General features: G+C 49.5%; 21 protein-coding genes. 2 read left to right on the top strand and 19 right to left on the bottom strand.

Annotated features, from left to right (window positions below; translation table 11 throughout):
• Window positions 1-23 precede the first annotated feature (23 nt).
• Window positions 24-1,088 carry a mannose-1-phosphate guanylyltransferase gene (locus B5F91_RS10510; protein WP_087429051.1) on the top strand — a complete coding sequence of 355 codons (1,065 nt, stop codon included), beginning with the start codon at window positions 24-26 and terminating at the stop codon, window positions 1,086-1,088.
• A 138-nt stretch (window positions 1,089-1,226) separates the two neighbouring features.
• On the top strand, window positions 1,227-2,141 hold the full coding sequence (locus B5F91_RS10505; protein ID WP_087429093.1) for a DUF368 domain-containing protein: 915 nt from the start codon (window positions 1,227-1,229) through the stop codon (window positions 2,139-2,141).
• A gap of 86 nt (window positions 2,142-2,227) precedes the next feature.
• Here B5F91_RS10505 and B5F91_RS10500 read toward each other — a convergent pair whose 3' ends face one another.
• From B5F91_RS10500 to B5F91_RS10410, 19 genes are all read right to left on the bottom strand, one after another.
• Window positions 2,228-2,527 (bottom strand): Dabb family protein, encoded by a 300-nt coding sequence (locus tag B5F91_RS10500; RefSeq protein WP_087429050.1) that lies wholly within the window; start codon window positions 2,525-2,527, stop codon window positions 2,228-2,230.
• A 162-nt stretch (window positions 2,528-2,689) separates the two neighbouring features.
• Window positions 2,690-2,962, bottom strand: a complete 273-nt coding sequence (rpmA, locus tag B5F91_RS10495) for a 50S ribosomal protein L27 (protein WP_087429049.1) — start codon at window positions 2,960-2,962, stop codon at window positions 2,690-2,692.
• A 23-nt stretch (window positions 2,963-2,985) separates the two neighbouring features.
• Window positions 2,986-3,303 carry a 50S ribosomal protein L21 gene (rplU, locus tag B5F91_RS10490; RefSeq protein WP_087429048.1) on the bottom strand — a complete coding sequence of 106 codons (318 nt, stop codon included), beginning with the start codon at window positions 3,301-3,303 and terminating at the stop codon, window positions 2,986-2,988.
• A gap of 343 nt (window positions 3,304-3,646) precedes the next feature.
• A complete protein-coding gene (locus B5F91_RS10485) occupies window positions 3,647-4,285 on the bottom strand; it encodes an HAD-IA family hydrolase (protein WP_087429047.1) in 639 nt (212 codons plus the stop codon).
• A gap of 58 nt (window positions 4,286-4,343) precedes the next feature.
• The gene (locus B5F91_RS10480; RefSeq protein ID WP_087429046.1) at window positions 4,344-4,694 is read right to left on the bottom strand and encodes a DUF2023 family protein; all 351 of its coding nucleotides are present in this window, start codon (window positions 4,692-4,694) and stop codon (window positions 4,344-4,346) included.
• 91 nt (window positions 4,695-4,785) lie between these two features.
• Complete coding sequence (gene fldA, locus B5F91_RS10475; RefSeq protein ID WP_087429045.1) at window positions 4,786-5,292, bottom strand: flavodoxin FldA; 507 nt, start codon at window positions 5,290-5,292, stop codon at window positions 4,786-4,788.
• Window positions 5,293-5,374: 82 nt separating this feature from the next.
• The gene (locus tag B5F91_RS10470) at window positions 5,375-7,105 is read right to left on the bottom strand and encodes an ABC transporter ATP-binding protein (protein WP_087429092.1); all 1,731 of its coding nucleotides are present in this window, start codon (window positions 7,103-7,105) and stop codon (window positions 5,375-5,377) included.
• Between the two features lie 18 nt (window positions 7,106-7,123).
• On the bottom strand, window positions 7,124-8,926 hold the full coding sequence (locus B5F91_RS10465; RefSeq protein ID WP_087429044.1) for an ABC transporter ATP-binding protein: 1,803 nt from the start codon (window positions 8,924-8,926) through the stop codon (window positions 7,124-7,126).
• 10 nt (window positions 8,927-8,936) lie between these two features.
• Window positions 8,937-9,758, bottom strand: a complete 822-nt coding sequence (locus tag B5F91_RS10460; protein WP_087429043.1) for a class I SAM-dependent methyltransferase — start codon at window positions 9,756-9,758, stop codon at window positions 8,937-8,939.
• Window positions 9,759-9,888: 130 nt separating this feature from the next.
• Entirely contained in the window at window positions 9,889-10,500 is a 612-nt protein-coding gene (locus B5F91_RS10455; protein WP_087429042.1) for a TetR/AcrR family transcriptional regulator, read from the bottom strand.
• A gap of 116 nt (window positions 10,501-10,616) precedes the next feature.
• A complete protein-coding gene (locus B5F91_RS10450; protein ID WP_087429041.1) occupies window positions 10,617-10,961 on the bottom strand; it encodes a DUF2149 domain-containing protein in 345 nt (114 codons plus the stop codon).
• The gene (locus tag B5F91_RS10445; RefSeq protein WP_087429040.1) at window positions 10,958-11,551 is read right to left on the bottom strand and encodes a MotA/TolQ/ExbB proton channel family protein; all 594 of its coding nucleotides are present in this window, start codon (window positions 11,549-11,551) and stop codon (window positions 10,958-10,960) included. The genes B5F91_RS10450 and B5F91_RS10445 overlap by 4 nt, the downstream gene beginning before the upstream one ends.
• A gap of 31 nt (window positions 11,552-11,582) precedes the next feature.
• Window positions 11,583-12,293, bottom strand: coding sequence for a hypothetical protein (locus B5F91_RS10440; RefSeq protein WP_087429039.1), 711 nt, complete (start codon window positions 12,291-12,293; stop codon window positions 11,583-11,585).
• 1 nt (window position 12,294) lies between these two features.
• Window positions 12,295-16,668 carry a cobaltochelatase subunit CobN gene (locus tag B5F91_RS10435; RefSeq protein WP_087429038.1) on the bottom strand — a complete coding sequence of 1,458 codons (4,374 nt, stop codon included), beginning with the start codon at window positions 16,666-16,668 and terminating at the stop codon, window positions 12,295-12,297.
• Window positions 16,669-17,081: 413 nt separating this feature from the next.
• On the bottom strand, window positions 17,082-19,235 hold the full coding sequence (locus B5F91_RS10430; RefSeq protein ID WP_087429037.1) for a TonB-dependent receptor: 2,154 nt from the start codon (window positions 19,233-19,235) through the stop codon (window positions 17,082-17,084).
• A 10-nt stretch (window positions 19,236-19,245) separates the two neighbouring features.
• Complete coding sequence (locus tag B5F91_RS10425) at window positions 19,246-19,932, bottom strand: HmuY family protein (protein WP_087429036.1); 687 nt, start codon at window positions 19,930-19,932, stop codon at window positions 19,246-19,248.
• An 18-nt stretch (window positions 19,933-19,950) separates the two neighbouring features.
• The gene (locus tag B5F91_RS10420) at window positions 19,951-20,802 is read right to left on the bottom strand and encodes a calycin-like domain-containing protein (RefSeq protein ID WP_087429035.1); all 852 of its coding nucleotides are present in this window, start codon (window positions 20,800-20,802) and stop codon (window positions 19,951-19,953) included.
• A gap of 232 nt (window positions 20,803-21,034) precedes the next feature.
• The gene (locus B5F91_RS10415; RefSeq protein ID WP_087429034.1) at window positions 21,035-22,243 is read right to left on the bottom strand and encodes an L-serine ammonia-lyase; all 1,209 of its coding nucleotides are present in this window, start codon (window positions 22,241-22,243) and stop codon (window positions 21,035-21,037) included.
• Window positions 22,244-22,383: 140 nt separating this feature from the next.
• On the bottom strand, window positions 22,384-24,888 hold the full coding sequence (locus B5F91_RS10410) for a Smr/MutS family protein (protein ID WP_087429033.1): 2,505 nt from the start codon (window positions 24,886-24,888) through the stop codon (window positions 22,384-22,386).
• Window positions 24,889-25,106: the final 218 nt, after the last annotated feature.

Genomic DNA, 25,106 nt, shown 5'->3' with positions numbered 1-25,106 from the left:
TGTAAAATAGTAAGAAGCTCAGTATGAATCAGAGTAATAACCATGTAGTAGTGATGGCGGGAGGAGTAGGCAGCCGTTTTTGGCCGATGAGCACTACTGACTTCCCCAAGCAGTTTATTGATGTATTAGGATGTGGAAAGACCTTACTTCAGCTTACGGTAGACCGTTTTCGTGAAGTGTGTGAGTCAGGGAATATGTGGATTGTAACCTCTGCGGCTTATGCCGATTTGGTGAAAGAGCAATTGCCCGATATAGATTCTGAACATGTTTTATTGGAACCTTGCCGAAGGAATACGGCTCCATGCATCGCATACGTGAGTTGGAAGATAAAGGCGAAAAATCCCAAAGCCAATATTGTGGTTACTCCGAGTGATCATATTGTGGTGGACCAGCGTGAGTTTGTGCGGGTGGTTAATTCTGCATTGAAGTTTACGGCAGATTCTGATGCTGTCGTCACGTTGGGCATGAAAGCCACTCGTCCCGAAACAGGATATGGATATATCGAAGGCGATTTGTCAATGGCATGTCCTTCCAATAAGGAAATTTATCGGGTAGATGCATTTAAGGAAAAACCCGATTTGGAAACGGCTAAACGTTATCTGCAACGGAAGAATTATTTCTGGAATGCGGGCATCTTTATTTGGAATGTCAGTACGATTGTAAATGCATTACGGGTTTATCAGCCCCCTATGTCGAAAATATTCGAAGGGTTGCTTCCTTATTATTATACCGATAAGGAACAGGAAATGATTGATAAGCTTTTCCCCACTTGTGAGAATATTTCCATAGACTATGCCATTATGGAAAAAGCCGATGAAATCTATGTATTCCCTGCTTCATTCGGGTGGAGCGACTTAGGGACATGGGGTTCGTTGCATGATAATATGAAGAAAGATGCACATAATAACGTTTGCATCGGCGAGAATATCCATTTGCATGAAAGCCGGAACTGTATCGTACATACGACACAAGAAAAGAAAGTTATCGTTCAAGGGCTAGACGGTTATATCATCGCCGAAAAGAATAATCGATTATTGATATGCCGCTTGAGCGAAGAGCAACGCATCAAGGAGTTTGCAGGAGAATGATTGATTAAATGAAGAATTAAGAATGAAGAATGAAGGAGTGAATATTTACATATTCTTCATTCTTCATTTTTTATTTATGCGAATCAGGAGTTAAACTTTTTCATTTATCTTTGCACTCGGAAATAAAATTGTATGAAAATGGAACGTAAAATGAAAGATTATGCCTTGCTGACGCTAAAAGGTATATGTATGGGGGCAGCTGATGTCGTTCCCGGAGTGTCGGGAGGTACGATTGCTTTTATTGTAGGAATTTATGATGAACTGATTGATTCTATCAAAAGCATTAACCGCGAGAGTCTGAAAATGTTTTTTACGGGTAGGTGGAAGACATTTTGGCGGATGATAAATGGAAACTTCTTGTTTTTTCTTTTGCTGGGTATTGGCATCAGCATCTTTTCGTTGGCAAAGCTGATTACGTGGCTTTTGGTCGCTTATCCGATATTGGTATGGGCATTCTTTTTTGGATTGGTGCTTGCTTCTACGTGGTTCGTGGGCAAAGATATCAAGGAATGGAATTGGAAAACCGTTACGGGATTTGTGTTGGGAGCGGCAATCGCATACTACATAACAGTAGCTACACCTGCCGAAACGCCTTCCAATCTGTTGTTTATTTTCTTATGCGGAGCGATAGCCATTTGTGCCATGATTCTTCCGGGTATATCAGGTAGTTTTATTCTTGTCTTATTGGGTAAATATTTCTTTGTCATGGAAGCCGTGAAGACACTTAATATGAAGATTATCATAGTCTTTGCTGCTGGTGCATTTTTAGGTATCACCAGTTTTTCACGTGTGTTGTCGTATGCTTTAAAGCGTTTCCGCAACATCACATTGTCAGTGCTCACAGGCTTTATGTTGGGGTCATTAAATAAAGTATGGCCCTGGAAAGAAACGGTAGAGACTTTTGTCGATAGTCATGGCGTGACTAAACCGTTAATTGAAGTAAATGCGGTCCCCGACCAATCTATTTTCGAAGCCATTGTGTTGGCTATTGTCGGTTTCTTTTTGGTTTATGTGCTCGAAAAACTTTCTTCTAGGAAAAGCGCAGATAATTAATAGTTAACAATTAATAATTAACAATGAACAATTAATAATTACGATGCCGCATGGATAATTGTTCATTGTTCATTATTCATTATTAACTAAAGCATATAGTCCACGCAAGCCCGGTCTTGTTTATATTCTTTTAGCAATCCTGCTGCAGCCTGATGGTCGGGATGGGCAGAATAGGCTTTTACGTCTTCCAATGTATCAAATTCGCTATCCAGACAGATATCCCATTGTTCATCCGGATTCATGTTCAGTCCCACAAAAATGTGGCGGATGAAAGGGATAGTAGCAGGCAAAGCTTCAATAGCCGCTTTAAAACGGTGCATGACATCTTCTCGCTCAGTTTGTGTAAGCTCTTTTTTCAGTTTGAATAAAACAATGTGTTTAACCATAATCCGTTGGGTTTTAATTTCGTCAAATATATAAATCTTTCCATTAAGAAGGGAATGTTTCAGGATAAAAAATACCCAAGTTTACAAAATTCAGATGTAAACTTGGGTTGTTTTTTTATTCCACTTCAAAGAAGGTTTGAATTTACCTTCTTTTCTTATGAATTACGCTTCAGCTTCAGCCTTAGCCGGGATTACTGAAACATAGCTCTTGTTTTCGCGTTTCTTCTTGAAACATACAGTTCCGTCTACTAATGCGTAAAGTGTATGGTCGCTTCCCATACCTACATTTTCGCCCGGGTTATGAACTGTACCTCTTTGACGAACAATGATGTTACCAGCTTTGCAAGCTGAACCACCGAATATCTTTACGCCTAATCTTTTACTTGCTGATTCACGGCCGTTCTTTGAACTACCTACACCTTTCTTATGTGCCATTTTCTTCTACGTTTTTTTAATGATTAAGCAATAACTTGTTTGATTGTCAGTTCAGTAAACTGTTGACGGTGACCGTTCAGTTTCTTATAACCTTTTCTTCTCTTTTTGTGGAATACCAATACTTTCTTGCCTTTTACCAGCGGAGAAACTACTTCACAAACCACTTTAGCTCCTTCTACGGTAGGAGCACCTACTGTTACAGCACCGTTGTTGTCTACCAACAAAACTTTGTCAAATTCAACAGTTGCACCGCCTTCTGCGTTTTGAATGTGCTGAACGAACAGCTTTTTGCCTTCTTCAGCCTTGAACTGCTGACCGTTAATTTCTACAATTACGTACATTTTTTATTAAACTATTAAACGGGTTTTCTCCGCAAGGTGAACCCTTCTCTTAGGTTACTTGTCTACCTCCACGGACTAAATCGGCTGCAAAGATACGGCTTTCTATTCATATAACCAATACTTTATGCAAAATATTTCTCAAATTCTTCGGGGCGTATGTAAGAACAGATTTATATAGATTCTGCATTTGCCAAAAAGTCAGTTTCCTGCTGACAAAAATGCATGCGGCTTCATCAGGCTTTGAACCCGTATGCGTTGGCTGATGGATATGGGTTCGTCGGGCGATGAAGCCGTATGTGTTTATCATTATAAGAAGCTGGAGGAAAATAAGCGGTTGCTATATTTAGAGCAGTTTTGTTAAGTCTTTCATTACATCTACATGCGGATATGCGGCAAGCTCTTCGCGGGTAGTGGTGCCGTGAAGCACGCCTGCGAAATCCGTTCCGGCGGCTCGGGCGGTTTCGGCGTCTACCGTGCTGTCTCCTATATATAGTGTAGACGTTTTCTCCGCGTTCAGTTTTTCGAGTGCGAGGAATACGCCTTCGGGCGAAGGCTTGGGTGTCTGTACGTCTTCTCCTCCTACGATGAGGTCGATAGTGCCTTCGGGAAGCGCATGACTCAGCAGTTCCATAATCCGGTAGCGGTATTTGGTCGAGATGATGCCGATTTTCGCTCCTTGGGCTTTCAGTTTCGCCAAGACTTCGGCGGTTTCGAGGAAGAGGCGTGTGTTTGCCGTCATGTATTTATCAGCCTCTTTCACATATTCTTTCCGGTAAGTTTCCAAGATGCCGGCATCGGTCACTCCGCTCAAGATGGAAAACGATTCCACCAAGGTTTTCCCGATGGTGCGTTTGATTTCTTCGTCGCTGATGCCCGTATGTCCGTGGCGTTCCAGCACGATGCGGTAGCACATCACGATGCCTTTCGAAGAGTCGGCAAGCGTATAGTCGAAGTCGAAAAGATAAGTCCGGTATGTTTTCATTTTGTCTGTATATTCTGTTTGCGGGGCAAAGGTAGGGAAAATCCGCGAATCTTCACATTTACGATACCATCTTTCGCTGTTTTCGGTCGCAATACCGGCGGCATTGCACGCAGATGTCATATCCCAGCATAGCCCCTAAAATGAAATCCTCTTCCGGTGTCAGTTTGTTCAGCGGGCGGTTGACCAACAGGCGGATGGCTTCGATGCATTCGTCACATCCGAAAAACAAGTTGATGCGTTCGTCATCCACTTGCTGCACAATGAACTTGATACGTTGGTTTGCCAAACGTTTGACGGCGAAATCTTCGTATTTTTTATTGGTAGTGTACAACACCATGCGGCGTACTCCTTTCTTAAATTCATAAATGTGATTCAGAAAGACTTTAAGGTCGGCGGGATTCAGTTCCATGTTCAGTTGATGGTTTATGGTTGGATATAATCAGTTGATAGCTGAGGTAGAGGATCTTTTGCCTTCAGTCTCAACTATCAACCCGGTTCTTTTACGCTAAGTCGGCTTTCAGCATATCCGTCCAAGAAGCGATGCGTTCTTCCGTCTTTTCGCTTTCATTCACGTCATCAATGGCAAGCCCTACGAAATTACCGTCAATGACTGAAATAGACGAGCTGTATGTGTAATCCACATCGGAAACGGCACCGATAAAACGGCATCCGCTGGTTTTTAAATCCTCGTAAAGGATGCCCATGCCGTCGCAAAACGTATCGCCGTATGATTCCGAGTCGCCGCATCCGAACAAGGCGATGATTTTGTCTTTCAGGTCCATGCCTTTCAGCACTTTGATGCCGTCATGCCAGTCATCCTGCAATTCGCCGTCACCCCACGTGGAGGTGCCCAATATCAAGGCTTCGTATGCCCCTGCCACATCGGTACTCATCTTGCTGACATCGTGTACGTCTGCCTGCGCAATGCCTAATTTTTCCGCTATCAGATTGGCTACTGATTCTGTCGTCCCGGTCGTAGAACCGTAAAATACTCCTGTTTTCTTCATATCGTTTTTAGTTTTAATTTGATATCGCAAAGTAAACGCATTCCGTTGGAATAGGAAATACCTAAAAATAGGGATTTTATGATTACAGTTTCCACCCCGAAATACTTTCCTGTATATTCCACAAATGAGCATAAAGTCCGTCCTTTTTGACAAGCTCATCATGCGTGCCTTCTTCCTTTATCCGCCCGTTGTCCAAAACGATTATCCGGTCGGCATCCTTGATTGTTTTGAGCCTGTGAGCAATGGCAATAACTGTACGGCCTTTGATAAGCGTATCGATGGCTTTCTGCACCTCCACTTCATTTTCTGGGTCGAGCGAGGCGGTAGCTTCATCCAATAAGATAACAGGCGCGTCTTTCAATATGGCGCGGGCGATGGATATGCGCTGCTTCTCACCTCCGGACAAGGTACAGCCACCTTCGCCAACCATCGTGTCGTAGCCCTGCGGCAAGCGCATGATGAAATCATGGCAACAGGCTTTTTTAGCTGCGGCTATAATTTCTTCTTCCGTCGCGTCAGTTTTACCAAAGCGGATATTATTGCGTATGGTGTCCTGAAACAGATAGACATCCTGAAATACCATAGAGATGTGGCTCATCAGACTTTCTGGATTTATCTCATTCATCGGAACACCATTGAAAAAGATACATCCTTTCTGTGGGTCGTAGAAACGGGCGCAAAGCTTCATCACCGTACTTTTCCCGCTTCCAGAAGGTCCGACAAGAGCCGTCAAGGAGTTTTTCGGGAGCGTAATGTTTATATCATGCAACACTTCCTTGTCTTGATAGGCAAACGATACGTGTTCAAACCGGATATCGCCTGCTGCCGGGGATTGCCGTTCTCCTTTCATCTCCGGCTCGTTCATCAAGGAAAGGATGCGTCCACCGGCAATGGAAAAATAGCGGAACTCGGTAAAGTTTGTCAGTGCGGAAGTCAGCGGATCGAACACACGAGAACCGACTACAAGGAATAGCACGAATACAAGGATTGAAAGTTGCCCTCCCAACAGAAGGTAAGTTCCACATAGCACCATCATTGTCAGCCCGGCACGTACTAAAGTGATGCTCAACAAGACGAATGGGCCTAACAAGGCCTCCTGACGGATGCAAGCACGGCGAAGTTCCGCAAAAGCATCGCGCAACCTAACAAAGCGGTCACCTATCAGATTGTACGCTTTCATTACACGAATACCCTGTAAGTATTCTTCCAACCGATTTCCAGCATTTATTTTTGCTTGAATTTGCCTGCCGCTTAACTTCCGCTGTGCCTTTGTGCTTGCCCACAGGACGAGCAAGGCAAGCGGCAAGGCGGCAAACATACTGACCGCCATCCTCCAATCTATCCATACAAGCGAAGCAAAAGCCAGTACGGGCATGACTATGGCACCCATAAGTTGGGGCAGGTGGTGCGAAATTCCGGTTTCTGCCATCATGAAGTCCGTAATCAGCATGGAGGACAAGTCGCCGGGGTCACGCCTTGAAAGGAAGCCTAATGAAAGTTTCCGCAGGTGTTCCGCCAGTGACAAACGTCCCGAAGCACTCATTTCGTAGGCTCCACGGAAATTAGCACGGTAAGATGCCCGTTCCGCCAAAGCCATGACCAGCATATAAATGGCCATAACGCCGAATATCCACCAAAGACGGGTCGTGTCGAGCGGCTGTCCGCTTCCGTCAAACGTATTGAAAATGATGCGTATCGCCTCTATGGAAAGGCAAAACGGCACGATATTGACCAAATTGGCAAGCATGGTGAAGCCGACGGGTTTGTAAAGCCGTTCGGTATGTCCTATGGTAATGTTTTTGATTGCGTTCATATACAGTTCTCCTTTCATTTAGTTTTTGTTCAATGTCCAATGGTATGCGCTCGTATAGGCATCCCACATATTTTTATATACACCCTCCGTCACGGACAGCTGTTCATGCTTTCCGCATTGCACAATGCGTCCTTCTTTCATGACGACAATCTGATGTGCGGAGATGATGGAAGAAAGGCGATGGGCAATCACAATGACCGTTTTATCCTTTATCAGTGACTGCAAAGCCATCTGCATTTTATGCTCGTTTTCAGGGTCAGCGAAGGCAGTGGCTTCGTCCAACACCAGTATCGGAGCATTCTTCAATATGGCACGAGCCACACATATCCGTTGGGCTTCACCGCCGGATAGGAATACACCTTTATCGCCTATCCTTGTTTCGTAGCCTTGCGGCAAACGCTCTATGAAATCGTGGCATTGGGCAGTTTTCGCAGCGGCTATTACCTTTTCTTTTGTAGCATCTGGAGAACCTACGGCGATGTTCTCATAAAGAGTGTCGTAAAAAAGGAAAGTGTCTTGAAATACAAATGAAACCATGTCCATCAGTTTTGCCGTATCTATCTGACGAATGTCAATACCTCCTATACAAATTTCCCCTTGCTCCACATCCCAGAACCGGGGTATTAGGTTGGCAACCGTTGATTTTCCGCTTCCTGAAGGACCGACAAGGGCGGTTATCTTTCCTTGTGGAGCTTTGAAGCTGACATCACGCAAGGCATCCGTTCGTGTTCCCTGTTCCGTGTTTTCGTAGAAGAATGATACATGACGGAACTCTACATCGTAAGCAGTAGGCACTTGCGGATGTCCCGGCTCCGGCACAGGTTTCTTTTCCAGTATGCGGTCAATGCGGTTTACTCCTTCGTTGATGTCGCGCGTATTCCCTCCTAAAAAAGTCAGTTTGTAAACGGGCGAAGCCATACCCGGTCCCATGATGATAAAAAACAGCCACACCACAGCCAATGAGAGTGATTGCGGACTGGCTTGCATCAGCAAGATGCCCATAGGAAGAATAAACGTTACCATCGAATTGAGCAAGACGGTAAAGGCAATCATCCCGTTCTGGTAGGTGTCACAGCATTTCAAGGCGAATGTCTTGTATGCCTGAATCTCGGCATTGAACTGACGGAACGAACGGACGCTTTGCCCGAATATCTTGACGACGGGCATTCCCCGTACATACTGCACAGCTGATGCGCTCATTTTTTCCTGTGCATCGTAGTAGATACCCATGAACTCCCTTGCCCTTTTTCCCATGAAATTGGAAAATTGCAGGAATAAGCTAAGTACCACAACGGCCAGGCACACGACTGTCAGCCACACATCCAGCGAGAAAAAGATGACCAGCATTACCACTACCGTTGCCATTACATTGACCAAATCCGGAATGGTATGGGCGATGAAGCCCTCTATTTTCTCGATATTCTGGTCCATTGTTTTCTTGATGGCTCCCGTAGAGGTATTGTTCAAATATCCCAAAGGCAGTTTGCCGATATGTTCAGACAGACGGACACGCAACCCATACAAGATACGGAATGCAGCCACATGTGAGGACATCAGGGCGGCATAGAGCAATATCAATCCGCCAACAAGCCCTCCAAATGCAATCCATCCCCAACGCATCATGTCCGTTCCGTCCAAAGCGGAAAGATTGGAGCCATTCGACAGCAACTCTTTCAAAATTTCATAAACTGCCCAATAAGGCACAAGCATACACACCGCGCTGCCAGCCGACAGCAGACCTGCTAATATAAGCAGACCTTTCCTTTGTCCCGCTATCTCGAACAGACGGGACAAGCCTTCTTTCTTTTTTGATTTCTCCATTGTTATTACGCTATTTTGAAATGATTTTATATCCGAGCAATGAACTGAATTTGTAGCAAAGCCAAGGGATGCGCCCCAATATCTGCCCGAAGAAGAATCCCCAGCGTGAACGGAAGAACTTCATATAGTTAGCCTGTTCAATGAGCTTTAAAGACGGTTCCCATTGTTCCACCACATACCCGTTGCTTATGCCGGAACGGATTTGAGCCTCGTGTTTGCGGAGCGAATCGGGCTTCACACCATGTCGGCTCATTATCGTGCCGCACACGTCAAACCACAATTCACCTCCCCCGAAACGGCTTGCCGCGTGATGCAGGAAGGCTTTTACTTGCTTCTCGTAGAAGTACATCAGCACGCCTTCCACGATGAAGATAAATTCTGCTTCGGGGTGCTTCCGGCGCAGGTCATCCATCCAGTCGGTCTCCAACAAAGACGCTTCAATATAGACATTGTCCGGCTGTTCGGGTATCAATTCCCGGCGTAGAGCAATGACCTCAGGCAAATCCAAATCATAAAAGACCGCTTTCCCGTCCCCGATACGCTGGAAACGGGTATCCAACCCACATCCCACATTGACTACGACCGGACGGGAATGCGCTTCAATAAACCTCCGCACGGCACGGTCGAAATACCATCCGCGCACCACGCATCCCACTTCGCTCAACTTTGCCCCGTCGAACTGGGAATAATCGTATTCCAAACTGTCCGCCAGCCATTCCGCAGCCTTGTCATATAGAATGGGATTATTCCGGCGGCTTTCTTTGGCTCTCATATATAGCGGAATAAGCAATGTTTCCGCTACAATGCTCTTAAACTCGTATTTCTGTCTCATATTTTTGGAGTGTTTAATAGTGAACGATATTCAGAATTGTTCATAAAAAAAGGAGGAAACCTCCGTGAAGATTTCCTCCTTACCAACCGTTCTGATGCGGTTGAATGTTCGTATGTACGTTGTCTGTATCTCATATCTTGATAATAGCCCTCCAACCTTGGATTTCAAACAGGATATAATCGTGCAAAATAGCCTCCATCTCTTGCCGGGGTACGGAATGCATCAATAGCTCCTCGAACATCGTGAACATCCATACCGTATGCAAATGAATGATAAAATCGGACACAGCCGTATTGATTTCGGGATGTTTCCGCTGCATGGACGCGAACCACGCCTTAACCAATTCCGTAGAACGGTCGGTATAATTCTCGCGGAAGCGTTCCAACGAAGAACCTTGTGCACGGAACAGCAGGATTCCCATCAGTGCGCGGTGCTTGTCAATCAGCGAAACATATTCGTTAATGCAGGATTTCAGGTATTTCTCCGACCGCATCATCATAATATCCTCGCCCCGTATGCCGTGGTGTTCTTGCAGCATGGCTTCCAAAGCACACAAGACAGGACGGACTACTTCACGGAACAATTCATCTTTGTTCGTGAAGTAGTTATAGATGTTTCCGACACCAACTCCAGCCAATTCCGCTATTTCGCGCATGGAAGTCTTGGAATAGCCTTTCCTCTCGAATTGTTGTCTGGCAACCGTCAATATGCGACCTCGTATGTCCTCTTTCTGCACTTGCATTGATAATGATTTTACTTTTGCAAAGGTATAGAGCTTGAGATTGTCAGGCAATACCTATTTTTAGGGATTTCTATGGTCAGATTTGCAATCTACGGAGATAATAGGAACGCTGAAAATCATTCGCCTTCGGGCACATAGATGATTTCACCGTTCTCCAGTTCGTAGGCGATGCCTACTTTCTTGCCTCGCTTACCGCTTGCCGACTGGTCTTGGCTCGGCGTGTAACGGTTGATTTGCTTGCCTTCCTTGGTGATGATTTCCATGTTTTCTTTGCCTGGATTCTTCACGATGGTGAAGTCTTTGTCGGTGAAGACTTCGGTCATGTTCATGTGCATCACCATTGCCACCATCAGCGACACGGCGAAGACCATTGCCACATCGAAGAGATTGACCACTACGCTCAACGGATCGGTGTCTTCTTCTTTCTTGAAGAAACAGACACGGCGGTTACGTTTTCTCATGCTTGTCCTCCTTTTTCAATTAAGACGCGCGACACATAGTCGAGGTTGTTCACGCATTTGGCGTACCAGCGTTGCTTGAACTGCATCGATACTAATCCTACGGCACTGACTACCAAGCCTACGACGGTGGTGGCGAACACTACTTGCATGTTGTATGCCATTCCGGCGATGTCGCCTGTGGAAAGCCCTACCAATGCAGGGCTCATCGCAATCAGCGTGCCAATCAGTCCGAGTACCGGCCCTAACTTGGAAAGCATTTTCGAAAGTGCTACGTCTTTTTCGGCTTCCACTTCGAATTTGGAGAGCGTAAAGTCGGCGTAGTTTTCGTTTACGGGACGGCTCAGCATATCGCGCAGGTAGCTGACGTAAAGCGAATTGTCCTTGTCGGGCAATGCTTGGCGCAATTCGTCAGTGCGTCCTTCTTTTATTAAATGGTCGAACGCCTTGTCGTTTTTACGTTTGGTGATGTACATATTGTAGGTGCCTCCGATGAGGATAAGCGCACGCACAAAGAGGAAAAGCAGCAGGATAACATCGGGTATCAACAAGCTGTTGGCAACCCAGAAAAGCATTTTTGAGATAAATTCCATTGTTCTTGAATTAATAATTAATAGTGAATAGTTAATAACGTTTTTTCATTTTCCGTTCTTTCCATCGCTGGATAAGCGGATACTTGATTTGGCTCCATACATAACCTACGATGAATAGGATAACGAAGAGCGAAAGGGCAAGCGTTACGGCGTTCCAGTTGACGGGCTCGTCTACGGCGGCATAGACTGTTTTGCCGTTTACGGTAGTGAGCAGTCCCAAGATGCAGACGAAGAGGCTGACCAAGAAATGGATTTCCAGCCGCAGGTCTTTTTCGGGGACGAGGTATTGTACCGCTTTGGCTAATGCAGGAATGGCAATGAGCACGATTGCTGCCACGATGTAGGCGGTGGTGGTGAACGCGATTCCCACGAAGGTAAAGATGGCTTCGGTGAGGCAATAGAATACCACAGGGAATAAAAGCAGGCTGGGATACCACCACAGCAGCTTTGCCCACCAAGGGTTTTTCTTGCCGTAAAGTCCGCGCAGGTAGGTGACGCAAAACCCGAAGCAGAGTGCCGATTCCAGTGTGATGATGACCGCCATATTCTGCAATGCTTCGGTGTTTTGCAGGTAGTCGGCTATCTGTGTCTTCGACTGGAGGATGGCATACGGATAGGCAAGGACGGTGAAGACTGCCATAATCAGGCTGTAAATCCCCGCCTGCCACCACCGCCATAAGCTGAGCTTGAAAGCACAGTTTATGGCGATGAACAGCATCAGGATAAGGATGATTTGTTCCATTTTATTTCCGGTTTTGTGAACGTTTCTTTTTCAGTATCATTAATAAGATGATGAAAGCTGCCAATACGACGCTTACCACCAAGGTTCCGCTTAGTTTGTTGGTTTCTTCTTCGGGTTGTCCGACAGTGTCTATGGTATTCTTCTTGAGCGTCATTCCTTTTTGTACATTTCCGTCGGCAAGGGCTGCTTCCTTCATTTCATTGATTCGTTGTTTGTAACCGGCTGCTTGCGGGGCACTGACGTTTTCGGCGATGAAGTCTTGCAGTTTGGCGTTGTTGTCGGCAAATCCTCCGCCTGAAGTCCCGTACTTGGCAATTAAATCTGTATGTAGTCCAGCTACGGCTTTCAGCTGTTCGGGTGTCGCTTTCCAGTAGCCTTTGCGTGCGGTTTCCAGCATCACGGCGGTCATGTTCTCCAGTGCGGCAGGATTCTTTTCTTCGAAGTAACCTTGTGTGCCGAGGTTGTATTTGTCTTTTACATATACGTCGTAGATGTCATTCCACAGTTGCTGGTCGATGGCTTTCGGCTTCATTACGTTCCAGCCGTATGTGTTCTGCACGATTTCGGTGATGGAACTTGCCGCACCTGCATCGCCTTTCATCTTTTCTTTGATGTAGACGGGGTTCAGGATGGTGGTTCGGCTTTCCACTCCGATGGCTTCTTTCACTTCCTGCATCCGTACGTTGTTGCGGTTGCGGTAGTCGCTCAGGTAGGCATCGGGGTCTTTCCCTGTCACGTTGCGCACGGCTAAGTTCATGCCGCCCATGAATTCGTACACGTGGTCGAGGCTTAGCGCGCCCCACGTATTGCTTTGGCGGGGCTGGACGACTGCATCGGTACGGGTCAATGCCGCTTCGAACGCATATTGGCGGAAGGCTTCCCAATTCTTTTCGCTTCCGTAGTAGGCTCCCATGTTATGCATATAGGTGTCAGCTATCTGTTGTTCGTTGTCCCAGCGGTCGCCCGCTTCTACCATTCCTTGGATGCCTGTTCCGTATCCGCCGTTCACTCCGCCGAACACACGGTAGGCAGACATTTCACGCGCGTCTTTCGGGGTAAGTCCTTTTTCTATCAGCGTGCGTTCGGTTTCGACGATTCCTGCAGCTACTTGGTTTTCGTATAAATCATCCTTAGCTGAGGCAGCCATTTCCACGGCACGGTTTATCAGGAACAGACGGGATGCTGCTAAGTCGCGCAACTGTCCGCTGGTCTGCACGACGACATCAATGCGCGGGCGTCCTAATTCTTTCGAAGGAATCAGGCGGATGTCGTTTACGCGCCCGAAGGCATCGCGGATGGGTTCTACGCCCAGCATATACAGGATTTGTGCGACGGTGGCTCCTTCCGTTTCGATAAACTCGCTGCTCCACAACGTGTAGCTGACCTTGCGTGGAATGGAGTCGTGATGCCGCTGCTTATACATTTCGATGGTGTTGTTTGCCAGGCGGATGCCTTTCTCCCAAGCGGCTTCCGACGGGGTAGCTTCCGCATTGATTGCATACAGGTTGCGTCCTGTAGGCAAGGCGTTCGGGTTGGCTATCGGGTCGCCTCCAGGTGAGGGTTGTGTATAGCCTCCTTTCAAGGCGTTCATCAAGCTTGCCATTTCCTTTTGAGGGCTTTCCAGCAAGGCGATGCGGTAGTTGTTCACGTTTTTGATGGTGCGTTCCACTTCACAAATTGCCATGGCGCAGGCAATTTGCTCCTTGGTGTATTCTTTCTTGTGCATCATCTGCTTCATTATCGCCGCCATGCCTCCTTCAGGAGCTTTAGTAGAAGAGGTAGGATGTTTTATCGCTTCTTCCATTTTGTGAAGGGCGGTAGAGTCGGCGCCCATTTTCTTTGCCATAGCGAGTGCTTTGTCAGGGTTCATTCCTTTGGCTGTTTCGTGCATCTTTTTCCGCATCGCTTCGCTGATGTTGCCTGAAGGATGTGGCAGATTGCCTTTTGCGCTATTATTCATTGACGGTTGGTCTTGCATCTCTTCGGCTGCTGCCATCATCATCGACATCAGTCCGTCGGGGTTGCTGCGCGAGGCTTCCGTTTCGCGAGCTTCTACCAGTTCTTCTTTTGTAATGCCCGCTGTGCGGCATATCAGTTCATCGGTTGCCATTGACGGACGGGCGAGTAACTGGGTTACTAGGTTGCGGGCAGGCGTGAGATACCGTTGCGTAAACCGGGTGCGGTGTTTCTCGGTCTGCGGGTCGGCTTTCCCGTTCAGTTTGTCGAGTGCCAAGAGGCTGTAGGCAATGGGTTCGACGCTCATCGCATAGACACTCGATTCGATGCGTGCCTTTTCGTAGGGTATGCCCAAGGTATAGAGTTGCCCTGTAATCTTTTCGTTCGCCAGTTCTTCGGCGAAATTCTCGATGCGTGCCACTTCGTCTCCGGTGTATGGCTTGTCGGGCAGACTGTCCAGTTCCAAATCGCGGTGGATGCCTAACTTGACGGTCAGGGCTTTTACCTTCAGCGACGCCTTATCAAGAGCGGCGGGCTGTGGATTGGTCTCTTCCGACAGGTTGTTGTAATTCTTGATGGCTTCGCTCAGTTCGCGGTAGATGCCACGCACGTTGCTTTCCATAAACGGCGGAGTCAGATACGACTGTAAGCCCGCATACGAGCGGCGTTTGGCGATGACTCCTTCGCCTACGTTGCCGATGGTGTAGATATAGAAGTGGGGAAGTGCGCCTATCAAGCGGTCGGGCCAGTCCTTGCTGCTGAGCGCCACTTGCTTGCGGGGCGTAAACTCCAGGCTGCCGTGGGTACCGAAGTGAATCAGCGCATCTGCCCGGAAGCCGTATTGCGTCCATAGGTAAGGAGCAATGTAGCTGTGGGGAGGGGCTGCGTCTGTCCCGTGTACGATTTGGAACGAGTTGCTGCCCGTTCCTGCCGCGGGTTGCGGAAGCAGCACTACGTTGCCGAACTGCAGGCGGGCGATGCCTAAGCGTCCGTCTGGCGTAGCCATATAGCTGCCGGGAAACTCGCCGTTGGCAGCCGTCACTTCGGCATATTGTTCGGGGCGGATGCTTTGCTTTATCCAGCTTTCATAGTCTTCTTTCGATATCAGTTCGGGATGCCCTTCGCGCATGAATTGGTCGGAGGCTCCTTCGGCATACGTGCTGAATACGGTGCCTTGCTGCTGAATCAGCCGTCCCAAGGCTTTGCTATTGGCGGGCAGCCCTTCCACGCGATAGCCTTCCTGCTTCATGCGCACTAACAGGTTGTAGAGCGAGGGCACTACTTCCATGCCCGATGCGGTGAGGGCGTTCTGTCCCGGCCCTTTGTAGTAAACGATGGCTATGCGCTTCTCGGCGTTCGGCTTGCGTTGCAGGCTGATGTAGTTGTTTACGGTCTGTACGAAGGTTTCCAGCCGTTCGGGAATGGCGAAAGCGTGCTGCAATCCCTCCTTGTCGGTGTAATGTCCGAAGAGGGCGAAGGGACGGATGGCGCCGTCTATTTCAGGTGTCACCACGCTTTGTGAGAGGAAACCGCCGTTCATGCCCATCGGGTCGTTCTCCCAGTCTTCTACCAGCGTGTTCACATTCAGCGGGGCGAAGAGGGGGATGTTCTGCTGGGTCAGGTAATCGGTGATGTAGTCGCCCATACGACCGTGCGCCATGTTGATGACGGCTGAAGGGCGCACCGAGTCGATATGGTGACGGGTAATAAAGCTCTTCATCCGCCGCACGGGGTAGACCACATTGCCCGTCTCTTCCAGTCGGCGGATTAAGTCGGTCGGTTCGCCCATTTGCCCTGTGAGGACGATGCGCGGCGCGTCTTCCTTCCACAGTCCGTTATCTTTCAGAAAGCGGTCGTATTCTGCTATGGTGTTGAAGCCTTTTGCCTCGCCATCGGGGTGGGAGGGGTCGATGTGGTACAGCATTTCGTTTGCCGCTTCCTGCACAGGTTCCGGCTCACGGGTGGAAATCAGCTTGCCGTCCACCGTGCCGCGCACATATTCCAGCATGCTGCAGTAGTTGCGCCTTCCGCCGCCAGCCAGATAGGCACGCAGGGGAGCGGCGGTGGCGGAGTCGAGCGAGCAGATGTCGTTAGCAGGGTTGGTGACCGCTGTCGAGAGGACGGGAAGCCCTCTGTCAGCGGCTTTTTGGATAAGGGCGCGCTGCTCTTCGGTGATGCGGATGCCCATCGCGTTGATGAAAACCATGTCGCAACCGTCCAGCTTGTCCAGTTCGTCGGTGCCGATTTCGGCGAGGCGGATGAACGGGTTGTCATTGGCTTTCGAAATTTCGCCCAGGGTAATGGCCTGGTAGTTGATGAAGCCTATCTTCGTGGCGCTGAACCAGCTGTTCCATACGGCGAACAGCAGGAGGGCGGCTACGAGGAGGCTACCCAACACAATCATTCTTTTCTTTTTCATTGCTCATTTGTTTTTAAGTAGATGTTGAAACTATAATTTGTCTGTTCAGAAACGCAGATTAACACAGATTTTCGCAGATTCTCATTTTGATTATCTGTTTTAATCTGCGTTAATCCGCGAAGATCTGTGTTTTTACTCTGTGGCGAGAGGTTTTATCCTGTCTGTCTCCGCCCTTCGGAGAGGTGGAAAATGTGCGGCGAGGGGTCGCCGCAGACCTTCGGACACCCGGAAAATGGATTTTAGCCCCTCGCCGCAGACCTTCGGACACTTGCAAAATGTGTTTTAGACCTCAGTTTCGGATTTTGCACGTCTGCAAAATGGATTTTAGACCTCTAAAACTGATTTTGCAAGTGTTGCAAGGTCGATTTCAGACCTCTAAATTGCATTTTGCACGTGTTCCGATGCCTTTTCCGTCAGAACAGCTGGTTCACGTCGAGCGAAAGCCCCACGGAAACGGTGGTGCCGGTGGTGGTGGGCGTGCTGTTGTAATAGTGGTCTGGGCGGTAATTGAACAGGTTGTCCACCACTACGTTCACGCGGATGCCCCGGTACACGCGCTGCGCAAGGTTCAGCTTCCACAGGGTGTATGCCGGATAGGTGGTCGAGGTGGTGCCTGCGTCGGGGTCGGTATAGCTCACGTATTCGTCCGTGGTGACGCGCGAGAGGACGCGGCCGGTCAGCGTCACATCGAAACCGTAGTTTTTCCACTGCTTGCCGTAGTCCAGCTTGGCGGTGGCGGAATGGGGACGGGTGGACGAGAAGTAAGGCTCGCCATCGGGGATGTGCACGTGGGTGTAGGCATACGAGAGGCGCACGCCCAAGCCGCAGGGATACTTGGCGGCTACGTCGGCGTTTAGCCCGGCGATGTTCATCTGGGCGATGTTGGAGTAGACCATTCCGTTGCGGCTCTGGTCCCACACGGTAGTGATGCGGTTGTCCACCAGGTTGAAATATCCGGTCAGGGTGACATTGTAGCGGCTCTTCAGGTATTCGGCGGAGAGCGAGAAGTTCTGGCTGCTTTCGGGTTTCAGGTTCTCGTTGCCGTATATCATGAAGACGTTCGCCATGTTGAAGTCCATGTACATTTCCTTCAGCGTGGGGGCGCGGAATCCGCCGGCGTAGGAGGCGCGGAGCGAGCAGTTGCGCCATTTGTACATGATGCCGAGTTTCGATGAGGTGTTCTTCACGTCGGCTTCGGAATAATAGTCGAAGCGGATAGACGACATCACGTTGAGGTTGCGGATGGGGTTCAGGTCGAACTGGGCGAAGGCGTCGGCGGTGTATTGTTCGTGGTCGCCGTTGTCGGTGAACTGGTAGCTCATCAGGTAGTCGCGCATGAAGTCGCCTCCCACGGTAAGGGTGTTCTTGTCGTTCATCGCATAGTTGTAGAGGGCGCGTACGGTGTGCTGCACGTTGGTATAGTCGCGCAGGTCATAGTCTTGCGCAGGGTCGTAGTCGCTCTTGTCGTACTGGTCGAAGCTGTACGACAGTTCCAGGTCGCTCCGCTTGTTGAAGGTATAGTTGCCCCGGAGCCCTCCCGAAAAGTCGCGGTAGCGGTCCTTGCTCGATGTGCTCTTGTCACGTTCGCGAAAGAAGTATCCCAGCCGTCCGGTCAGCTTCAGCCGGTCGGTAGGGGTATAGACGAGGCGTTCCTTGAAGTTCCACGTGCGGTTGCCGTACATGCGGCTGAAGTCGTTCTCCTCGCCGTCCTTGCCCACGGTGCCCACTTCGATGGGGTCGGTGGAGGTGTGCTGAACGTTGAGGCTGTTCTGGAAGTCGCCCGCGCGGAAGGTGAAGGTGCCTCCGTAACGCTGGTCGTTGTGCGCGCCGTACTTTCCGTTCAGGTTCAGTGTCCACGGTTCGGTGGCTTCCTTGGTGATGAGGTTGACTACTCCGCCCACGGCATTCGAGCCATAGAGCGACGATGCCGCCCCTTTTACGATTTCGATGCGTTCCACGTTGTCCAGGTTCAGGCGGCTGTAGTCGATGTTGTCCAGCGTTTCGCCCGCCAGCCTTTCGCCGTCGACAAGGAAGAGGACGGCGTTTCCTCCGAAGCCCTGCATGTTGAGCGAGGTCTGCTGGTCCATGGAGTAGGAGAACTCGATGCCCGGCAGCTCTGCCTGCAGCAGGTCGCCGATGTGTGTGGCGTCTACCTTGCGGATGTCGTCGGCGGTGATGACGCGTGTCACGATAGGCACGTCTTTCAGCAGCTTGGGCGTGCGTGTACCCGTCACCACTACGGTTTCCATGCCGATGGCATCTTCTTCCATGGCGAAATCCATGCGGTCTTGTCCTGTTTGAAGCGGGTGGCTTTGGGTTACGTAGCCGATGAAGGAAGCCTGTAGGGTGTATTCTTTGTTGTCGGGGATGCGCAGCCGGTAATTGCCTTCGGCATCGGTGGTCATTCCGATGGTCTTGTTTTCTTTGACCACAACGGCTGCTCCTGCTAACGGTTCGTTGCCCGGACCGACTACTTTTCCCGACACATAGCGTTGTGCGGCAGCCGTTGCAGTGAGCAGGAGGCATCCCGCCAGCACGATGAGGTGTTTCAGTATAGGTTGTTGCATAGTTCTTTATTTATTTCATTGCCTTCTCTAACGGGTAGGCGTATTCGATAGTGAGGTGTCCCGATGTGTTTTGTGCGTTGCGGAAAGCGTTGAGCCGCAAAGCCGCATGAGTACCGTCTTTCAGCCGCACGATATACACCTTATTAGATAAGGTATAAACGGGAGGCATCGTGCTGGTGTCTACGTTCAGCCATTTTGCTAGTTCGGCATTATAGTCAGAAGTGGCATAAAGGATATTCCCGTCCATCATGCCCGACATGTCAATGGTGATTTCGGTTTCGGTATCTTCCACGTAATTGCCCGCCGGGATGCTGCTCATCAGCAGCACGGCGTTTATGCTGGTGGCTTCGGTTTCCAGTACGGCACCGCCATTGGTTTTCACATCGTAGCGGTGGAGTGCGAAATCCCATTCTTCGGGGAGCGAGGCATTTTCGCCCATCGGCACTTCCGTTCCGCTTTCATCGGTGATGCGGGTAGAGTCTATCTCTTCGGTGTGCAGGTTGATGTAGGTCCATTGGGCATAGTCGGTGGCATCGATAAAGAGTGTCCCCGTCACACCGTCGCTGTTGGGGTTAAATCCGTAACCGTTCGTAGTGCGAGGTGTGTCGTAAATGCCGTCAAGAATCCCGTCGCAAGCAGGGAGCGACATCAGCATCGCTCCCAGCCCCAATATTTGATAAAAACGAAACAGTTTCATTGTTGTACGTTCGTGTGATTATTCGTTGGCAGCAGGTGCTTCTCCTTGTGTGAATGTGATGGTCAGGCCGCCCATTACGCCGGGAACGGTAAATGTGAAACTGACGTTTTCTTTGTTTGCGTCGATACTTCCGGTGACTGTACAAGGATATTCGCTTACGTTTCCGTCCATGCCCATCATTGTCACGCCTTTACCGCTCAGGGTATATATGCCATTTGCCGAAGTCACGCTGAGGCTTTCGAATGAAAATTCACCCCAACTGTCCGAAGTGTAGGCAAGCGTAAAGGTGTCATCGGCATTGGCGGTTAGCGAGAGGGTTTGGTCTGTAGCCTGCATTCCTTCAAAGTAAGCGCACGAAGCTTCGGTCCATCCTTCATACGAACCTGCCAATAGCTTGGATACGGGTATTTCGCCTAAAGTAAAGGTGATGTTCATGCCGCCCATTACGGCTGGAACATTGAATGTGAATGTGCCTTCGTTCTTTGCTTCGTTTAGCGTGCCTTTCAGCGTGCATTCGTATTCGTTTACGTTTCCGCTCATTCCCATCATCGTGCTTCCTTCTCCGCTCAGGGTGTAAGTGCCGCTTGCGTAAGTCACTTTCGTTCCGCTGATGGTAAATTCGCCGAAGCTACTTGATGTATAAGTGATAGTGGCGGTCGTGTTATCGGCATCGGTCTGTATGGTAAGCGATTCGTCAGCCGAAACGAGAGGGGTATCGGTGTACTGAAAGGCGGCTTCCGAATAGCCTGCGTAGGTTCCCGCTATGTTTACCGCCGGGTTGATGCTTTCGTTTTCGTTGTTGTCATCATCGCTGCACGATGCAGTAAGTAAGGCGATGGCAGTCATCGCGAGTAGATTCTTTAGTTTCATAGTGCTTTTATATTAATTTTGTTTGACGATGCAAAGGTAGAGCGGTTTCTGCGGGTGGTCAATACCTAAAATCAGTGAAAAGAAGGGAGGGTGCAGGATGCTTTCTGTGCGGATAATGCGTGAAAAAAATCAGCATTTTTAGGTATTTTAGATAAAAAAGAGACGTTAGGAACGGGTAGTTCCCAACGTCTCGGATAGTCACAATGTGTTAGAACAAGATAATTAAGCCGTGTCAGTCCATTGGATGATAGTCTTTGGCAAGTCCGCCTTCGCTGGTTTCCTTGTAAAGCGATGGCAGGTCGTGTCCCGTCTGCTTCATTACTTCCACTACACGGTCGAACGACACGCGGTGATGTCCGTCGGTGAAGGCGGAATAGGTGTTGGCGTCCAAGGCACGGGCGGCTGCGTAGGCGTTGCGCTCGATGCAGGGAATCTGTACCAGCCCGCATACAGGGTCGCACGTCATGCCCAAGTGATGTTCCAATCCCATTTCGGCTGCATATTCAATCTGTGCGGGGCTTCCGCCGAAGAGTTGGCTGGCAGCCGCCGAAGCCATAGAGCACGCTACGCCCACTTCTGCTTGGCATCCCGCTTCGGCACCCGAAATGGAGGCGTTGTGCTTCACGATGTTTCCTACCAGTCCTGCGGTGGCAAGTGCACGGAGGATGCGTGCATCGCTGAACTCACGGGTCTGCTGCAAATGATAGAGTACGGCAGGCACTACGCCGCATGCGCCACAGGTAGGAGCCGTAACGATTTTCCCACCTGATGCGTTCTCTTCGCTGACTGCCAAGGCGTAGGCGAACACCAATCCGCGCGAACGGAGCGAGTCTTTGTATCCTTTCGCCTTGATGTAGTAGGCAGACGCTTTGCGCCGCAAGTTCAGCGGACCGGGCAACACGCCTTCGGCATCCAGTCCGCGCAGGATAGCCGCTTGCATGGTTTTCCATACTTCGGCAAGATAGTCCCAGATTTCTTTGCCTTCGCATTGTTCCACGTATTCCCAGTAGCTGCGCCCCGTGTGTTCGCACCAGTACAGGATTTGACTCATCGTGTTCATTTCGTAGATGTCGGGAGTGGAGCCTTGCGGGTGTCCTTCTTCGGCAAGCGCTCCTCCGCCCACGCTGAACACAGTCCACTCGTCGGTTTTCCGCCGTTCGGCGTCAAACGATTTGAAGGTCATTCCGTTGGGGTGGAAGGGGAAGAATACATGAGGTTTCCATAAGATTTCTACTGGTGCGTGCGGTTGGAGCACGTCGAGGATAGCGACATCCGTCATGTGTCCTTTGCCTGTGGCGGCAAGGCTTCCGTATAGCGTCACTTCGAAGGAGGCTGCTTCGGGGTGGCGTTCAAGAAATTGTTCGGCAGCTTTCCGCGGTCCCATTGTATGACTGCTCGACGGTCCTGTGCCGATTCGGTATAATTCTCTGATTGATTTCATATTCGTAAAGATTCTTATATGTTGTTCTTTTTATTCTTGAAACGCAGATTTTCGCAGATTAACGCAGAAAACAATTTTGATTATAATAAAAAAATATGTCTGCGAAAATCTGCGTTAATCTGCGTTTTAGTGAGACAAACTTATTTTAGGTCTACTACTGTGATTCCTGCTCCGCCGAACTGTACGTGCTCGTCTTGGAAGTGGGCTACGCCGGGCACGGTGGCGAGGTATTGGCGTATCAGGGTGCGCAGAATGCCAGTTCCTGTCCCGTGCAGGATGCGGACTCGGCTCACACCTACCTGAATGGCATCGTCGATGAAATACGTTACCGCTTGTACCGCTTCGTCGCCCCTCATGCCGCGCACGTCGATGTCTTGCTTGAAGTTAAGCTTCTTTTGGTACATCCGGTCTTGCGTCTCGCTGCTGACAAAGGTGGCTTTTGCCATGACGTTCGAAGTCTTGGGCGGGTCTGTACGTTCCAGCCGTTCGGGTTTGACGTTGGTTTTCATCAGGCCGAACATCACTACGGCATTCCGTTCGCTCAGTTCCAATATCTGTCCTACGCTGGTTTGTCCCTTGATGCGTACATAGTCTCCTGCCTGGATTGGCTTCACTTTGGGTTGGATGGGCTGGGCGGCTTCTTCCGCTTTCTTCTTTTTCCGTTCTTCTTTCCGCTTCTGTTTTTCGCGCAGTTGCTCCATCTTGCGGGCTATTTGTTCCTCGATGGCTGCCGTGTCGATGGTTTCCACTTCCTGCTTGAAGTCGGCAAGTTCTTGGCGGGCTGTGCGCGTGCGTTCCTTTTCAGCCTGCGCTTCCTTGATGGTACGGATGGTGTTCTCTATTTTCGCGTTCGATTCCTGTAGCAGGTGCTCGGCGTCTTCTTTGGCTTTCTGTAAGATTTCTTTCCGTTTGCGTTCCAGTTCGTCTATTTCTTGCTGATAGCGGGCAATGGTATCTTCCATTTGCTTTTCTTTCTTTCGGATGTTCTGGCGTTTGGTCTCCCAGTAGCGTTTGTCGCGCACGATGTCTTGCAGGTATTTGTCGCTCTGTATGTATTCGCTGCCCACGATTTCCGAAGCATCGGCTATCACGTCTTCGGGCAGCCCTATCTTGCGGGCTATCTCTACAGCGAACGAGCTTCCGGGATTGCCTATCTGCAACTGGAAGAGGGCGCGCATTTCGTGCCGGTCGTACAGCATCGCTCCGTTGACTACGCCTTCGTGGTCTTCGGCGAAATGTTTTAGGTTTTGGTAGTGGGTGGTGATGACACCAAATGTCTGCTTCAGGTTAAAGCGTTTCAATACCGCTTCGGCGATGGCGCCTCCGATTTGCGGTTCGGTTCCGCCTCCGAATTCGTCTATCAGGATGAGGCTGCGGTCGTTGCAGTTTTTCATCATATTCTTCATGTTCGTGAGGTGTGAAGAATATGTACTCAGGTCGTCCTCGATGCTTTGTTCGTCACCGATGTCGATGAAGATGCTTTCGAAGATGCCCGCATGGCTCCGTTCGTTCAGCGGAATCGGCATCCCGCACTGGAGCATGTATTGCAGGAGTCCTACTGTTTTCAGGCAGACAGACTTTCCGCCTGCGTTCGGACCAGAGATGAGCAGGATGCGCTGTCGGCGGTTCAGTTCGATGTCGAGCGGCACTACCTTTTTATTATGCTTGGCAAGCGATTTCTGAAGCAAGGGGTGTACGGCTTCTATCCAGTCGATGACTTGCTGGTTTTCGAAAGCTGGTTTTACGGCTTTGATGTCGATGCTAAGGAGTGACTTGGCACGGATGAAATCGATGACGGCAAGAAACTCATACGATTGCAGGATGGCAGGCACTTGCGGGCGGATGGTTGCCGAAAACTCGGTAAGGATTCGGATAATCTCGCGTCGTTCCTCGCCTTCTAATTCGCGGATGCGGTTGTTGGCTTCCACCACTTCGGCAGGTTCGATGAAGACCGTTTTCCCGGTAGCTGACTCGTCGTGCACAATGCCTCGTATTTTGCGCTTCATTCCCGGAGCAACGGGGATGACCAACCGTCCGTCGCGTACGGTAGGCGTGACATCCTTGTCTACATATCCTTCGGCTTGTGCCGAACGGAGGATGCTGTTCAGGCTGCGTGAAATGCTTCCTGTAGTGGCAGAAAGCTCGCGGCGGATGCGCAACAGTTCGGTGGATGCGTTGTCTTTTATTTTGCCGAACTTGTCGAGGATATTGTCAATGCGCGCGATAAGTTGCGGGAATGTCAGGATGTCGGAAGCCAATGCGTGCAGGGCAGGGTAGGGCGAAGAGACTTCTTCGTCTTCCTCATCCTCTTTTTGCAGAAAGCGTACGATGTCGCGGATGGTTTCCAGGGAACGGCGCAGGTCGAATAGTTCCTGTTCGTTCATATACAGTCCTTCCACACGGATGCGTTTCAGCGATGAGCGCACATCGAAAAAGTATTGGCAGGGAAATTCATCATCTTCCTCTTGGATGATTCGGATAAATTCCACCACTTCTTCCAAGCGGCAATTGATTTCTTCGTAATCTGTGGAAAAATCCATGTCGTCTACTTTTTCTTCGCCCAATGTACTGAGGCATTTGGCTTTTAAGAGGGTCCGTATTTGGTCGAACCCGATTTTCAGTTCAAAGTTTTGCGGATATATCATGCCTTGTTTTTCTATATCGTTTCCGTGTGCAAAGTTACGATAATGAGAAAAACAATCAAAAAAAGCAGTGAAATATTTGCTTATTTAAAAATAATCCGTACCTTTGCACCGCTTTTGAAAAACAAAAGCACTTGACAAAGAAGTTTGGAGAGGTGGCAGAGTGGTCGATTGCGGCGGTCTTGAAAACCGTTGTACCGCGAGGTACCCGGGGTTCGAAT

Origin of the sequence: Bacteroides sp. An322 (genome assembly GCF_002161765.1) — a bacterium.
Classification (GTDB): domain Bacteria; phylum Bacteroidota; class Bacteroidia; order Bacteroidales; family Bacteroidaceae; genus Phocaeicola; species Phocaeicola merdavium.
Note: the sequence above shows the minus strand (reverse complement) of the source record. Positions and strands in the feature narration are given on the sequence as shown.